Below are 12,852 nucleotides of genomic sequence, written 5' to 3'. Positions count from 1 at the left end.
CGCCGGAACCGCACCCGTTTCCTATCGTCACCTGCTGTTCATCGGAGTGTGGCCGGTGTGCGGGGCGGCTCGACACCGCAGCGCGGGGCCAACTCCACCGTGCTAGCGTGGATTCGCAATCAGGCCGAGCTCTCTGCTCGAGAAACCGAGCAGATGGGGGAATTGTGACCACGAACGACCACAACCCGACTTCGCCGCCCTGGCTGCAGAGTCCTTCGACGGATCCGGCCGATGCCGACCGCGACGATTCGGCGGGCGAGCGCACGGATGCCGCGCCGGAATCCGGTGCGGCGGAGGCGTCCAGCGGTGCGGCCGCGGAAGCAGCGAGCGGGTTCACCGCGGAGTCGAGTGCGGAGCCGTCCCCCGGCGGGTTCACGCCGGAGCAGACGGTGAGCTTCACGCCGACGGGTTTCCCCGAAGGCCAGGGTGGCGCCGAAGGTTTCGCGCCCCCGCCGCCGCCCGGTGACGCGTACGGCTCCGGGCAGTTCGCCCAGGCGCAGCGCAGTGATTCGCACCCCGTGCAGCCCGACAACCTCGGGGGCGGAACGACTTACGGGAACATCGGCCCGGACGGGCTGCCCCGGCGGGCGGTCGAGCCCGCGCCGGAGCCGTCGAGCGGGCCGATCTACAGCTGGGCGCCGCCCCCGCCGCCGCAGCAGCCCTCCTACCAGCCGCCGCAGCAGCCCGGGCTGCCCGGTGCGCCCGGGCCGCAGGGGTACGGTCTGCCGCCGGGGATGCCGCCGCAGCAGGGTTTCGGCCCCGGTGGTCCCGGTGCCCCCGTTCCCGGTGGCCCTGGTCTCGGTAGTCCCGGCCCCGGTGGTCTCGGCCCCGGTGGCCCTGGCCCCGGCTGGCAGCAGGGTGCTCCGCAACCCTTCCAGCCGCAGCACGTGCTCGCCCCCGGGCAGCCCGGCCACTCGGTGAACGACCTCAACCTGCTCAAGCGGGCCCGCCGAGCGCCGCGCAGCGGCTGGCGCCGGGCCGTGCACAAGGTCTCCGGCGGCATGATCAACCCCGGCGAGTCCTCCGCCGACCTGGTCTACCGTGAGCTCTTCGACCGGGTGAACCAGCCGGTCCGCGGCGACTACCGGATCGCGATCCTCTCGCTCAAGGGCGGCGTCGGCAAGACCACGACCACCGTCGGCCTCGGCTCCACCTTCGCCTCCATGCGCGGCGACCGGGTGATCGCCATCGACGCCAACCCCGACCTCGGCACGCTCGCGCACCGGGTGCCGCGGCAGACCCGCTCCACCGTGCGCAACCTGCTCGAAGACCAGCACATCACCCGCTACTCGGACGTCAGGGCGCACACCTCGCAGGCGCCGAGCAGGCTCGAGGTGCTCGCCAGCGAGCAGGACCCCGCCGTCTCCGAGGCGTTCAGCGAAGCCGACTACCGCAAGGCCATCGGCATCCTGCAGTCCTTCTACAACATCATCCTCACCGACTGCGGCACCGGCCTCATGCACTCCGCCATGGCGGGCGTGCTCGACATGGCCAGCTCCCTGGTCCTCGTCACCTCCCCCGCCATCGACGGCGCCCGCAGCGCCTCCGCCACCCTCGACTGGCTGGACCACCACGGGCACAGCAAGCTCGTAGAGCGGACGGTCGTGGTGGTCAACGCCTCCCGCCGCGGCGCCTCCACCGTCGACCTCGACCAGCTGCGCCGCCTCTTCCTCGACCGCACGCGGGCCGTGCAGGTCGTCCCCTTCGACGACCACCTCGCCGAAGGGGCGGAGATCGACCTGGAGTTGGTGTCCAAGCCGACTCGGCGGGCGTTGCTCGAGTTGGCGGCGATGGTGGCGGATGATTTCGGTTACATTGCGGCGCAGCAGTATCGGCAGGGGCCGGGGTAGGTTTTCAACGAAGGGGGATGCGATGCGGGGTCGTTGGGCGCTGTTTTTCGCGCTTGCGCTGGTGCCGGTGACGGCGGGGTGCGAGTCGAGTACCGAAGGGTCGGCCACGCCGTCCTCGATCGCGCCGGAAGCCCTGTTCAATCCGTGCGTCGTGCCGGATGGTGTGGTCGTCGCCGCAGGCGCTGACCCGGCATCGAAGAACGATAATCCGTTCGGTACTCCCCGCACGGGGTGGGTTGGCTGCCGCTGGCTCGCGGACCGCTACGCGCTGCGCATTTTCGCAACGACCAAGACCATCGATGAGTTCCGAGCAAATGACTACTTCAAGGATTTCCGCGAAGCGGATCTGGCAGGCAGACAGGCAGTGACTTTCGCCGAAGGCAGAGAGACACCACCGGGCAACTGCAGCGTCGCCTATCCGACATCGCAGGGCACCATCCAATTCTTGGTCAGCAAAGACGTCACCCTGGCTGAACTACCTGATCCCTGCGAGATCGTCCTGCGTGCCGCCCGCTCGGCAGATCAGTCCATCCCTCGATAGGTCGTGCAATGACCGAGCAAAGGCAAGCGCGAGACGAATTCGCCACTCTGGCTGGAGAAGCGACCGGGGGGCGACTGATACTCCTCAGCGGAACGGCCGAAGCATGCGCCGCAGAATGTGATCGATATGTCCAGACACTGCGGGATCTTCAATTCCGAACTGAAGATCTCACGCGCGCAGACGCATTCGGAATCCTGGGGTCGGCTCAGGCCCTCGGCCGCAAGTTCGAGGAGCTTTCGATGGGCGGCGCCGGCTCCGGCTCGATGCGCGACGCCCTCGGCCAGCACATCGAGACCGTGCAGGCCATGGCCGACATGTTCCGTAAGGCGGGCGCGGCCTATACCGCCACCGAAGAGGGAAACACCGCGAATATCGGGAGGAGCACCTAACTCAGGTGCTCGGTGAAGAAGGCGAAGATACGGTTCCAGGCGTCGGCGGAGACGTCGGGGTCGTGGGTGGTGCCCATGACCTTCATGTAGAGGCCGGGGACTCCGGAGTAGTCCTGGAAGAAGGAGTGGCTGGCTCCGGGGTAGATCTCGAAGTCCACCGGGACGCCCGCTGACTGCAGGGAGTCGCGGTAGCGCTCGGTGTCGGCGGTGGCGACGTAGGGGTCCCGGTCACCGTAGCTGGCGACGACCGGGCAGGGCGCGGTGAGCAGGTGGTCGACGGGCTTGCCGGGGAAGAGCATGCCGTAGTTGACCGAGGCGGCGTCGAACATCCCCCTTCCCCCGGTGACGATGGCGAACCGCCCACCCATGCAGAACCCGATGACACCGACCCGCCCGGTGCAGTCGGGGCGAGCGGCGAGGGCGTCGCGGGCCCGCTGGATCTGGTCGAAGACCGGGCCGGTGTCGCGCAGCAGCCCGCGGAAGACCTGCTGGACGCAGAGCCCGCGGCGGTAGAGCCGGGGGCCGAGGGCGAGGTAGCCGTTGGCGGCGAGGTGGTCGGTGACGCGGCGCAGCTCTCCGGTGAGGCCGAAGGCATCGTGCAGGACGACGACGCCGGGGAAAGGGCCGGGGCCGGTGGGGACGGCCAGGTAGCCGTCGTCGAGTTCGGTCATGGCTGCTCCATCGGGTCCGGGCCGTCCGCCCCGGACTGTAGCGGGTCCGGGCCCGCCACGGCATGCGCGGCGGCGGCGAAGGCGGCGAGGACGGCGGCGACCGCGGGGGTGCGCTCGGTGTCGGGGCGCAGCGCGAGCTCGTAGCGCCGGGCGGCGCGGACGCCGCTGAGCCGCAGCGCGACCAGGTCGGGGTGCGCCACCGCCCAGCGCGGCATGAGCGCGATCGCGTACCCCGCCGCGACCAGGCTCTCGATCACCCGGAAGTCGTTGAGCCGCTGCGTGATGCGCGGCTGCACACCGGTGACGGTGGCGATCGAGCGGAGCACGTCGTCGACAGGGAAGCCGCCGCGCACGCTCACCCAGGTCTCGTCGGCGAGTTCGGCGGGGTCGACGGCGGCGCGGTGCGCGAGCCGGTGGCCGGGGGCGACGACCACGTCGGTGGGTTCGCGCATGAGCGGGATGGCGCGCACCCGCGGGCCCGCGACCGAGGCGGCGCGTTCGTCGCGGTGCGTGAGTACAACGTCGTAGTCGGCGAGCAGCCGCTGCACCTCGGTGGGCGGCAGGTCCTCGTCGCTGGCGATCAGGTCGACGGCGCTGTCGGCGAGCGCGGCCAGCACCCGCGGCAGCAGCAGCGCGGCGCCGGAGGGGAAGAGCGCCACCCGGACCCGCCCGCGCGCGGTGCCGCGGTATCGCGCCATCTCGGCGGCGGCGCGGTCGAGCGCGGCGAGCACCTCGTCGGCGCGGAGCACGAGCGCCCGGCCCGCGTCGGTCAGCCGGACCCGCCGCCCCGCGGGCTCGAGCAGCGGCACCCCCGCCTCCCTGGCCAGCACCTTGAGCTGCTGCGACACCGCGGACGGGGTGCTGTGCAGCGCCGCGGCGACGGCCGCGATGGTGCCGCGGTCGGCGAGTTCGCGCAGCACCCGGAGCCGCTCGGGGGCCATCGGCGCACCGTCAACCATGAAGTAATGCTACCGATATAGTTCGGAACAATTCGATTGTTCTGCACAATGCGCGCGCCCAGCATGGGAACCGTGACCGCTCGTGACCGCCTGCTCGGATTGACCGTCGTCCTGCTCTGGGGGCTGAACTTCCTGGCCATCCGGGTGGGGCTGGACCACTTCCCGCCCTTCTTCTTCGTCGCCCTCCGCTTCGCGGTGATCGCGGTGCCGGTGCTGCTGTTCGTGCCGTGGCCGGGGGTGCGGCCGCGCTGGCTGCTGCTCTACGGCGGCGGGTTCGGGATCGCGCAGTTCGCGTTCCTCTTCACCGCCATGCGGATCGGCATGCCGACCGGGTTGGCGGCGCTGGTGCTGCAGTCGTCGGCGCCGTTCACCGTGCTGCTCGGGGCGCTGGTCGCCAGGGAGCGGCTGCGGCCGGTGCAGGCGGCGGGGATCGCGGCGGCGCTGCTCGGCATGGGGCTGATCGGGTGGGACCAGCTGCCGAACGCGGGGCTGCTGCCGGTGCTGCTCACCCTGGCGGCCGGGCTCGGCTGGGCCTTCGGCAATATCGGCACCCGCTTCGCCACCACCGACTCGCCGGGGGTGAACCCGCTGCACCTGACCATGTGGATGACGGTGATCCCGCCGCTGCCGATGCTCGCGCTTTCTTTCGCGGCCGAGGGTCCCGGCGCCGGGATACAGTCGCTGGCAACGAGTTTCACCGGCGACGGGCTGCTCGCGCTGGCCGGGCTCGGCTACATCGTCGTGCTGGGCACGCTGGTCGGGTCGGGGCTGTGGACCTACCTGATGAGCCGCTACCAGGCGAGCTCGGTGGCACCGTACTCGCTGCTGGTGCCGGTGGTCGGCATGAGCGCGGCGTGGGCGGTGCTCGGCGAGCGGCCGAGCGGGCTGGCGGTGCTCGGCGCGCTGGTGGTGATCGCGGGCGCCGGTGCGGCGACCATCGTGCGCGGGCCATCGGCTGTCGCCACGCCCGCACCGGCGACCCCGCGGGTGATGGTGGCGGGCACGACATGAGCGGCCGTTGAGCGCGAGCGCGGGCCGAGCCGGCACGAGCACGCCCGATCGGGCGCGGGGTACGCCCCCGGACTCGGGGCCACGGCCCCGGGCGCGCGAGACCGCGGATCCGGAATGAGCCGCGCCCGGGTGACCGGCAGCACGCAACCCCCCTTGCACCGAAATCGGCGAATGACCGGCCAACTCCCTGACCACGCCGATCTGAAACGACCCTCGTTCAAGCGAAGTTCCGGCAATCGCCCCCGTCGCCGCACGGGCGGGGACCGGCCCCGGTACTGTCGCAGGCGCCCGAGTCCGCCGGGGCGGCGGCCGGGGCACGGCGCGCGCGGTGGGCGGCCCGCCGTGCGCAGGTTCGAACACGAGCAGGGCCGCCGATCGTGGTGGACCCGAAATATGAGGCAGCAGAACACGTATGACAGAACAGCGGTCGACCGTGTCGCGCAGGACCCTCCTCAGGGGCACGGTAACGGCGGGGGTGGCGGGGGCCATCGCGGGGGCGGCGCCGGTTCCGGCCTTCGCGAATCCGGGCAGGCGGGTCGCGGTCTTCGGCGGCGGGGTCGCGGGGCTGACCGCGGCGCACGAGCTCGCCGAGCGCGGCTTCGAGGTCACCGTGTACGAGAAGCGGGCGTGGGGCGGCAAGGCGCGCAGCATGCCGGTGCCTGGCAGCGGGACGGACGGCAGGCCGGGGCTCCCTGGTGAGCACGGCTTCCGCTTCTTCCCCGGCTTCTACCGGCACGTCCCGGACACCATGCGGCGCATCCCGTTCCCCGGCAATGCGGGCGGCGTGCGGGACAACCTGATCGGGATGACCGAGATGCGGCTGGCCCGCGCGGACGGCGCCGACATCCGGGTGCCGCTCGGCGCGCGGGCGCCGGTCGCGCTGACCCCGGACACCTTCCGCGAGACGGTCAGCGGCGCGATCACCGCGGCCACCAGGATGACCGACGACGAGGCGCTGTTCTTCGCCAACCGGCTGCTCGTCTTCAACACCAGCTGCGACGCGCGCAGGCTCGGCCAGTGGGAGTACGCCTCCTGGTTCGACTACGTGCGGGGGCACGCCCGCTCGCACGAGTTCCGCGCGCTGCTCTCCCGCGCGCTGACCAGCCTGCTGGTCGCGGCGAAGGAGGACCTGGCCAGCGTGCGCACCATCGGCACCATGGGCGAGCAGTTCCTCGGCAACCCGCTCGAGGTCGCCGCGGACGGCCCGCTCGACCGCGCGCTGAACGGCCCGACCAACGCGACCTGGATCGACCCGTGGCTGGCGCACCTGCGCTCGCTCGGCGTCCGGCTGGAGCTGGGCAGCGAGGTGCGCGGGCTGGAGGTGCGGGACCGCAGGATCAGCGGGGCCAGGGTCAGCGGCCCGGCGGGTACGCAGACGGTGGAGGCGGACTACGTGGTGGTCGCGCTCCCCGCCGAGCAGGCCCGCACGCTCTGGACCGCGGACGTGCTCGCGGTCTGGCCGCAGCTGCAGGCGATGGACCGGCTGGTGGTGGACTGGATGAACGGCATCCAGTACTACCTGCGCACCCCGGTCGACATCGTCCGCGGCCACGCCGCCTTCGTGGACGCGCCGTGGGCGCTGACCTCGATCAACCAGAACCAGGTGTGGCGGCGCAAGCTGCCCGAGTACGGCGACGGCACGGTCGGCGACTGCCTCTCGGTGGACATCTCCGACTGGCACACGCCGGGCATCCTCTACGGCAAGCCCGCCGAGCAGTGCAGCCCGGAGGAGATCGCCCGCGAGGTCTGGGCGCAGATGCGCACCCACCTGAACGACGGCGGCGAGGTGCTGCGCGACGCCGACCTGCACTCCTGGTTCCTCGACCCCGGCATCAGCTGGAACGCCGAGCGCGGCCGCAACACCAATGCCGACCCGCTGCTGATCAACACCGCCGGGTCGTGGGATGCCCGCCCGGAGCCGCACGGGCCGCTGGAGAACCTCTTCCTCGCCGGCGACTACGTGCGCACCGACATCGACCTCGCCACCATGGAGGGGGCCAACGAATCGGCGCGGCGCGCGGTGAACGCGCTGCTCGACGTGGCCGGGTCGGACGCGCCGCGCTGCCCGCTCTTCACGCTCTGGCGCTCGCCGGAGCTCGAGCCCCTGCGGTCGATGGACGCCGATCGATACGCTTCGGGGCTGCCGAATATGTTCGACGCCACGCCCTGAGCGGTGCTTCAATCGAACCCATGGGCGAGATCACGGACGAGGCCGAGCTGCGGGAACTGCTCGGCGAGGTGAATCCCCGTGCGGCGAACAAGGATCGGCCCGCGCTGCACCCGCGCGATCGGGAGTGGATCGGGCTCAGCCCGTTCGTCGTGCTGTGCACCAGCGACGCTGCGGGCAACTGCGACGCCTCGCCGAAGGGCGACCCGCCCGGGTTCGTGCGGGTGCTGGACGACCACACCATCGCGGTGCCGGAGCGGCCGGGCAACCGGCGGGCGGACGGGTACCGGAACATCCTGGTCAACCCGCACGTGGGGTTGATCTTCCTGATCCCAGGCCGGAACGAGACGCTGCGGGTCAACGGCTCGGCGCGGCTGCTGCGGGACGCGCCCTACTTCGACGACATGGTAGTGCGCGGCCACCGGCCGATCCTCGCGGTCGAGGTGGCGATCGAACAGATCTTCTTCCACTGCGCCAAGGCGTTCCTGCGCAGTGGGCTGTGGCAGCCGGAGCAGTGGCCGGAGGACACCCTGCCCAGCGCCGCCCGGCTGGTGAAAGAGGTGCAGAGCGGGGTCACCGAATCGGTCGAGGAGCTGGAGCACTACTACTCCCCCGAGGTCTACGGGCAGAAGCTGTACCAGGGCTGAGGGTGGCCGGGCTCACTCGGCGCGAGCGGCTCCGGTGCGCCCCCTAGACTCACCGGGATGGCGGATATTTCGGTGCGCGGGCGGCTCGCCCTGCGGGCGGCGGCGCTCGCGTCGTGGGCCTCGCAGAAGGCGGGACGCGGCAAGGGGTCGATGATCGGCGGGCTGATCGCCCTGAAGATCGACGGCTCGCTCATGGACCAGCTGGGCCGCGGCAAGCGGACCGTGCTGATCACCGGCACCAACGGCAAGTCCACCACCACCAGGATGACCACCGCGGCGCTGAGCACGCTCGGCAGCGTCGCCACCCAGGCCGATGGCGCGAACATGGACGCGGGGATCGTGGCCGCGCTGAGCACGCAGCGCACCGCGCCGCTGGCCGCGATCGAGGTGGACGAGCTGCACCTGCCGCACGTCACCGACGCGCTGAACCCGGAGGCGGTGGTGCTGCTCAACCTGAGCCGCGACCAGCTGGACCGGGTCGGCGAGATCAACATGATCGAGCGCAGGCTGCGCGCCGGGCTGGCGCGGCACCCGGACACCGTCGTCATCGCGAACTGCGACGACGTGCTGGTCACCTCGATCGCCTACGACCACCCCAACGTGGTCTGGGTGGCGGCGGGCAGCGGCTGGTCGATGGATGCCACCAGCTGCCCGCGCAGCGGCGAGCCGATCGTCTGGGAGGGCGCGCACTGGCGCAGCACCGGCGCCGACTTCGAGCGCCCCGAGCCGCAGTGGTGGCTGGACGACACCGGGCTGCGCGGCCCGGACGACCTGCGGCTCCCGCTCACCCTCGCGCTGCCCGGCCGGGCCAACCGCGGCAATGCCGCGCAGGCGGTCGCGGCGGCGGTGGCGCTCGGCGCCGACGCGGCGCAGGCGGCCGCGGCCGCGGGCACCGTGCGCGAGATCGCCGGGCGGTACCGGACCGTGCAGGTCGGCGAGCACGCCGCCCGGCTGCTGCTGGCCAAGAATCCGGCGGGCTGGCAGGAGGCGCTCTCCATGATCGACCACAGCTCGGCCGGGCTGGTGATCGCGGTGAACGGGCAGGTGCCGGACGGCGAGGACCTCTCCTGGCTCTGGGACGTGCGGTTCGAGCACTTCGAGGGGGTCCAGGTGGTGGCCGCGGGCGAGCGCGCCACCGATCTCGCGGTGCGGCTCACCTACGCGGGCGTGGAGCACACCACCGTCGCCGACCCGGTGCGGGCCATCGCCTCCTGCCCGGCGGGCAAGGTCGAGGTGCTGGCAAACTACACCGCGTTCCGCGATCTCAACCGCGATCTGGAGGACGTCTCGTGACGGTGCGGATCGGGCTGGTGCTGCCCGATGTGATGGGGACCTACGGCGACGGCGGCAATGCCCTCGTGCTGCGGCAGCGGCTGCGGATGCGCGGCCAGGACGCCGAGATCGTGGAGATCACGCTCGCCGACCCGGTGCCGAACTCGCTCGACATCTACACCCTCGGCGGCGCCGAGGACTCCGCGCAGCGGCTCGCCACCCGGCACCTGCAGCGCTACCCCGGGCTCCAGGAGGCGGCCGCGAAGGGCACGCCGGTGCTGGCCATCTGCGCCGCCATCCAGGTGCTCGGGCACTGGTACGAGACCTCGACCGGCGAGCGGGTCGACGGCGTCGGGATGATCGACGTCACCACCGCGCCGCAGGAGAAGCGGGCCATCGGCGAGGTCACCACCGCACCGACGCTGCCCGGGCTCACCGCGCCGCTCACCGGCTTCGAGAACCACAGGGGCGGGACCAAGCTCGGCGGCGACGCCGCCGGGCTGGCCAGGGTGACCCGCGGCGTCGGCAACGGCGTCGGGGACGGGCTGGAGGGCGTGGTGCACGGCTCGGTGATCGGCACCTACATGCACGGCCCCGCGCTGGCCCGCAACCCGGAGCTGGCCGACCTGCTGCTCTGCCGCGCGCTCGGCGTGGACGAGCTGCCGCCGCTGCCGCTGCCCGAGGTGGAGCAGCTGCGCCGGGAGCGGCTGCGCGCCTGAACCACGCTGTCGGTGGCCGGTGGTAGACCGGAGCACATGGGAGCGAACGCATGCCCGGCCTGCGCGGCCGGAACGGATCACTGCCACGGGACGCTGATCGGGCACGCCGGGCGGGTCGCCGAGTGCACCGAGAGCGGCTGCGTCGAGTTCGAGGTGGTGCGGCACGCCTTCGTGGTGGAGTGCAGCGACCTCGCGGGTGGCTGCGCCTGCCTGCCGCGCGGCCTCGGTAGGCTCGCCGGGTGAGCTACGACCTGGTCCTGCTGCCCTCGGGTGTCGCGTCGACGGTGCCGGAGGCGGAGGAGTACCTGGACGCCCAGGAGGGCAGGCCGGAGGCGCCCGCCGTCGCCGAGATCGCGGCCGAGCTGAACCGGCGCAACGGGGAGCTGCCCGAGGACGATTCGTTCCTCAGCGTGTCCCCCGTCGGCGGGCACGCGACCGGCGCGACGCTGCCGGTGGCGCTGCCGTACGACGCCATCGGCTTCGGCCGCGCCCTGCTCTTCGAGCTCGCGACCCCGCGCGGGTACGCGCTGCTCGACCCGCAGCTCGGCTGGCTCATCGACCCGGCCGGGCACCTCCCGCTCCCCGTCAGCCACGGCGGCGCGGGCGAATTCCCCTACCTCACCGAGCAGCTGGCGCGCGAGTGGGTCGCCGGGCTGGCCGCGCCGAACCCGTACCTGGTGGTCGACCGCGGCCCGAACGACTACATCCAGACCTACCGCGAGGAGTCCGGCGAGTACACCCTGGAGTACCGCGACGGCGCCCCCGACCGCCACTTCGGCACCTCGATGCAGGACGCAGCCACCGTCGCCGAACTCATCTGGGGCTGGGCCCGCGGCGAGCGCGCCGGCTTCGACCGGGTCACCTGGGCCCCGGTCGAGCTCTGAGGACTCAGCGGTCCTGCACCGCGAGCCTGCCCGCCAGCAGCAGGAACGAGGTGCCGAAGGCGCGGCGCAGCCAGGTGACCACGCGCGGCCGGGCCAGCACGTTCGCGCGCATGGCGGCGGCGCCGAGCCCGTAGCCGGTGAACACCGCGAAGGTGACCGCCATGAACACCCCGCCCGCGGCGAGCATGGCCAGGTGCGCGTCCGCGGCGTCGAGCGGGACGAACTGCGGCAGGAAAGCGACGAAGAAGAGCGTCAGCTTGGGGTTGAGCAGGTTCAGCAGCACCGCGGAGCCGATCACCCGGCGCGCCGACGGCGCCGCGCCCTCCTCGGGCAGCGCCAGTGCGCCGCGGTCCCGCAGCGTGCTCCAGGCCAGGTAGAGCAGGTAGGCGACGCCGAGGTACTTCACCGCCTGGAAGGCGACGGCGCTGGTGTGCAGCAGCGCCGCCAGCCCGGTGACCGCGGCCAGCACGTGCGGGACCACCCCCAGCGTGCAGCCGAAGGCGGCGACCACCGATGCCCGCGCGCCGCGCGCCAGCCCGGCTGCCACCGTGAACAGCACCCCTGTCCCCGGCGTCGCCGCGATGATCAGGGTGGTCAGCAGGAATTCGATCCCCATTGCCCGCAGGCTAATCCACCGGCCCGCGGGGCACCAGCCCCGATCAGAGCGCGCGGCGGCCGGAGAGGGCGCGGCCCAGGGTGAGCTCGTCGGCGAACTCGAGGTCGCCGCCCATGGGCAGCCCCGACGCCAGCCTGGTCACCGAGAGGCCGGGAAAGTCGCGCAGCATGCGGACCAGGTAGGTGGCCGTGGCCTCGCCCTCGGTATTGGGGTCGGTCGCGATGATGACCTCGCTGACGTCGACCCCGTCCCGCTGGTTGCCGATGCGGGCGAGCAGCTGGCGGATCCGGAGCTGGTCCGGCCCGACGCCGTTGAGCGGGTCGAGCGCGCCGCCGAGCACGTGGTAGCGGCCGCGGAACTCGCGGGTGCGCTCGATCGCCTGCACGTCCTTGGGCTCCTCGACCACGCAGATCATGGTGCGGTCGCGGCGCGGGTCGACGCAGATGCGGCAGAGCTCGCCGTCGGAGACGGTGCCGCACTCGGCGCAGAAGCGCACGCCGTCGCGCACCTTCTGCAGCGCCGCCTGCAGCCGGTCGATCTCCGGCGCCTCGACGCCGAGCAGGTGGAAGGCGATGCGCTGCGCGCTCTTCGGACCGACACCAGGCAGCCTGCCCAGCTCGTCGATCAGGTCCTGGACCGGGCCTTCGTACACCTGCGGCCTCTACAGCCCGGGCAGCTGGCCGCCGCCGAAGCCGCCGGAGAGCGGGCCGAGTCGATCGGCCGCCAGCTGCTGCGCATTGGCCATGGCGTCGTTGACCGCGCCGATCACCAGGTCCTGCAGCCCCTCGACGTCCTCCGGGTCGACGACCTTGGGGTCGATGGTCAGCGCGACCACCTCGCCGGAGGCCTTGATGGTGACCCGCACCAGGCCACCGCCTGCCTGGCCCTGCACCTCGGAGGCCGCGATCTCGGCCTGCGCCTCCATCACCGCCTGCTGCATCTGCTGCGCTTGCGCGAGGAGCTGCTGCATGTCGAACTGGCCATCGGGTTGCACGAAAAGTCCTTCCTGCGGGCGGGAACGTCACCGACCAGACTAGTTGTGATGTCCAGGGAGGTTGTCCTGCCCCACGTGGGTGAGTCGATGTGACAGGTGAAGGCCCCCGGTAGTGAAGTGGAGCTGTCTAGG

The 12,852-nt window shown here is 72.2% G+C and carries 15 protein-coding genes; 10 read left to right on the top strand and 5 right to left on the bottom strand.

Annotation, left to right across the window (positions count from 1 at the left end; genetic code table 11):
• The first annotated feature begins 164 nt into the window (after positions 1-164).
• Genes ACFUUZ_RS30740 through ACFUUZ_RS30730 form a run of 3 tightly spaced genes read left to right on the top strand, consistent with a single transcriptional unit; the run spans position 165 to position 2,780 of the window.
• Positions 165-1,850: an AAA family ATPase gene (locus tag ACFUUZ_RS30740; protein ID WP_378702375.1), complete on the top strand. Its 1,686-nt coding sequence runs from the start codon at positions 165-167 to the stop codon at positions 1,848-1,850.
• Positions 1,851-1,872: 22 nt separating this feature from the next.
• Positions 1,873-2,391, top strand: a complete 519-nt coding sequence (locus tag ACFUUZ_RS30735; RefSeq protein ID WP_378702373.1) for a DUF3558 domain-containing protein — start codon at positions 1,873-1,875, stop codon at positions 2,389-2,391.
• Positions 2,392-2,399: 8 nt separating this feature from the next.
• Positions 2,400-2,780: a hypothetical protein gene (locus ACFUUZ_RS30730; protein ID WP_378702371.1), complete on the top strand. Its 381-nt coding sequence runs from the start codon at positions 2,400-2,402 to the stop codon at positions 2,778-2,780.
• Here ACFUUZ_RS30730 and ACFUUZ_RS30725 read toward each other — a convergent pair.
• On the bottom strand, positions 2,777-3,451 hold the full coding sequence (locus tag ACFUUZ_RS30725) for a dienelactone hydrolase family protein (RefSeq protein ID WP_378702370.1): 675 nt from the start codon (positions 3,449-3,451) through the stop codon (positions 2,777-2,779). The two genes, ACFUUZ_RS30730 and ACFUUZ_RS30725, sit on opposite strands and share 4 nt — an antisense overlap.
• Positions 3,448-4,392: a LysR family transcriptional regulator gene (locus ACFUUZ_RS30720; RefSeq protein WP_378702377.1), complete on the bottom strand. Its 945-nt coding sequence runs from the start codon at positions 4,390-4,392 to the stop codon at positions 3,448-3,450. The genes ACFUUZ_RS30725 and ACFUUZ_RS30720 overlap by 4 nt, the downstream gene beginning before the upstream one ends.
• A gap of 90 nt (positions 4,393-4,482) precedes the next feature.
• On the opposite strand from ACFUUZ_RS30720, the gene ACFUUZ_RS30715 reads away from it, so the two are divergent.
• The 7 genes from ACFUUZ_RS30715 to ACFUUZ_RS30685 all read left to right on the top strand — a co-directional run bounded on the left by ACFUUZ_RS30715 (position 4,483) and on the right by ACFUUZ_RS30685 (position 11,110).
• Positions 4,483-5,421 (top strand): EamA family transporter, encoded by a 939-nt coding sequence (locus ACFUUZ_RS30715; protein WP_378702369.1) that lies wholly within the window; start codon positions 4,483-4,485, stop codon positions 5,419-5,421.
• 412 nt (positions 5,422-5,833) lie between these two features.
• Positions 5,834-7,591, top strand: coding sequence for an FAD-dependent oxidoreductase (locus ACFUUZ_RS30710; RefSeq protein WP_378702368.1), 1,758 nt, complete (start codon positions 5,834-5,836; stop codon positions 7,589-7,591).
• 20 nt (positions 7,592-7,611) lie between these two features.
• Entirely contained in the window at positions 7,612-8,235 is a 624-nt protein-coding gene (locus ACFUUZ_RS30705) for a pyridoxamine 5'-phosphate oxidase family protein (protein ID WP_378702366.1), read from the top strand.
• 57 nt (positions 8,236-8,292) lie between these two features.
• A complete protein-coding gene (locus tag ACFUUZ_RS30700) occupies positions 8,293-9,528 on the top strand; it encodes a MurT ligase domain-containing protein (RefSeq protein WP_378702364.1) in 1,236 nt (411 codons plus the stop codon).
• Complete coding sequence (locus ACFUUZ_RS30695) at positions 9,525-10,226, top strand: type 1 glutamine amidotransferase (RefSeq protein ID WP_378702362.1); 702 nt, start codon at positions 9,525-9,527, stop codon at positions 10,224-10,226. The genes ACFUUZ_RS30700 and ACFUUZ_RS30695 overlap by 4 nt, the downstream gene beginning before the upstream one ends.
• Positions 10,227-10,262: 36 nt before the next feature.
• A complete protein-coding gene (locus tag ACFUUZ_RS30690) occupies positions 10,263-10,469 on the top strand; it encodes a hypothetical protein (RefSeq protein ID WP_378702360.1) in 207 nt (68 codons plus the stop codon).
• Complete coding sequence (locus ACFUUZ_RS30685; RefSeq protein WP_378702358.1) at positions 10,466-11,110, top strand: hypothetical protein; 645 nt, start codon at positions 10,466-10,468, stop codon at positions 11,108-11,110. Before ACFUUZ_RS30690 ends, ACFUUZ_RS30685 begins: the two co-directional genes overlap by 4 nt.
• A gap of 4 nt (positions 11,111-11,114) precedes the next feature.
• On the opposite strand, the gene ACFUUZ_RS30680 is transcribed toward ACFUUZ_RS30685, so the two are convergent.
• From ACFUUZ_RS30680 to ACFUUZ_RS30670, 3 genes are read right to left on the bottom strand one after another with little or no spacing between them, the layout of a single operon-like run.
• A complete protein-coding gene (locus tag ACFUUZ_RS30680; RefSeq protein WP_378702356.1) occupies positions 11,115-11,726 on the bottom strand; it encodes a LysE family translocator in 612 nt (203 codons plus the stop codon).
• Between the two features lie 43 nt (positions 11,727-11,769).
• The gene (gene recR / locus ACFUUZ_RS30675) at positions 11,770-12,378 is read right to left on the bottom strand and encodes a recombination mediator RecR (protein ID WP_067648243.1); all 609 of its coding nucleotides are present in this window, start codon (positions 12,376-12,378) and stop codon (positions 11,770-11,772) included.
• 9 nt (positions 12,379-12,387) lie between these two features.
• The gene (locus tag ACFUUZ_RS30670) at positions 12,388-12,720 is read right to left on the bottom strand and encodes a YbaB/EbfC family nucleoid-associated protein (RefSeq protein ID WP_378702354.1); all 333 of its coding nucleotides are present in this window, start codon (positions 12,718-12,720) and stop codon (positions 12,388-12,390) included.
• Positions 12,721-12,852 lie beyond the last annotated feature (132 nt).

The sequence above is a fragment of the Nocardia sp. NPDC057353 genome (assembly GCF_042667085.1).
In the GTDB taxonomy this organism is placed as follows: Bacteria; Actinomycetota; Actinomycetes; order Mycobacteriales; family Mycobacteriaceae; genus Nocardia.
This window is presented reverse-complemented; position numbering and strand designations above follow the sequence as displayed.